The organism is Paraburkholderia sp. BR10954 (assembly GCF_040965775.1).
Taxonomy (GTDB): domain Bacteria; phylum Pseudomonadota; class Gammaproteobacteria; order Burkholderiales; family Burkholderiaceae; genus Paraburkholderia; species Paraburkholderia youngii.
In genome coordinates this window covers 1-1,013 of sequence record NZ_JBFRCK010000179.1, presented here as the reverse complement: position 1 = coordinate 1,013, position 1,013 = coordinate 1, and the positions used below count along the sequence as shown (strand labels likewise).

Sequence of the window (1,013 nt, the reverse complement as noted above, 5' to 3'; positions counted from 1 at the left end):
CGTGCCTTATGGGGAGTCTTTCCGTATGTGGAGTAGACACGTCGATCGAGCGCGAGCCGGGGAGCCCGCGCCCCTGCTACTCTCCATTAAAGCCTCGCCTTGAGCATGGCGATGACCTTGTCGGATGGCCTAAACGAGCCCCTGCGCAGTTCCGGAGGAACGATTGCGTTGAGTGCTTCAAGCTTCTCGCTAGGGTCGGCGCGGGTGTAGATTTCAGTAGTAGCCAGATCGCTATGTCCGAGCCAGAGAGACACTTTTCGGATATCGTTCGTGCTCTGCAGCACTATCATTGCGCACGTATGCCTCAAGACGTGCGGCGAAACACGTTTCTGTAACAATGAAGGGCACTTCTCGCTCGCTATCTCAGAATGATGTTTGAGGACGTAGGCAAACCCCCAGCGGCTCATCGCTTCACCCCGGGCGTTGACGAACAACTCCGGTACTGGAGCCGTTCCCCGTACCGCGATCCATGCACGCAACGCATTTGCGGTCACCTTCCAGAGGGGGAGCGTACGCTCACGCCGTCCCTTGCCATGAACGCGGATACTCATCGACGGCAGTGCAACATCCGTCATTTGTAACCCCGTCAACTCTGAAACGCGCAGGCCACCGCAGATAGCCAGATGCAGCATCGCCCGATCCCGGATTCCCTCACGTGTTGTCGGGTCTGGCGTATCGAGGAGAGCCCGGATTTCCCTTTCTAACAGGTACGGTACCAGGCGGGAATCAGTCTTCTTGTATGGAATGCCGAGGACACGCTGTACCTGCTCGAGCATTACGGGCTCGCGATGCTCAAGGAAGTGGAAGAAGGACCTGATTGCGGCTAGTCGTACATTGCGGGTCTCCGGCGAGTTGTGTCGTACATTTTCAAGATATTCCAGGAACGCACTGATCATTCCGGCATCGAGGTGCTCCAGTGCAAGTGATGAGGGAGACGCTTTGAGCCGTTGGGCGGCAAACTCGAACAGAAGTTGGAAGCTGCAGGCATAGGAATCGCAGGTATGCTGACTGGC

General features: G+C 56.9%; 1 protein-coding gene. It reads right to left on the bottom strand.

Annotated features, from left to right (window positions below):
• Positions 1-86 precede the first annotated feature (86 nt).
• On the bottom strand, positions 87-1,013 hold a 927-nt coding region (locus AB4Y34_RS41715; RefSeq protein ID WP_368719288.1), incomplete at its 5' end, for a tyrosine-type recombinase/integrase.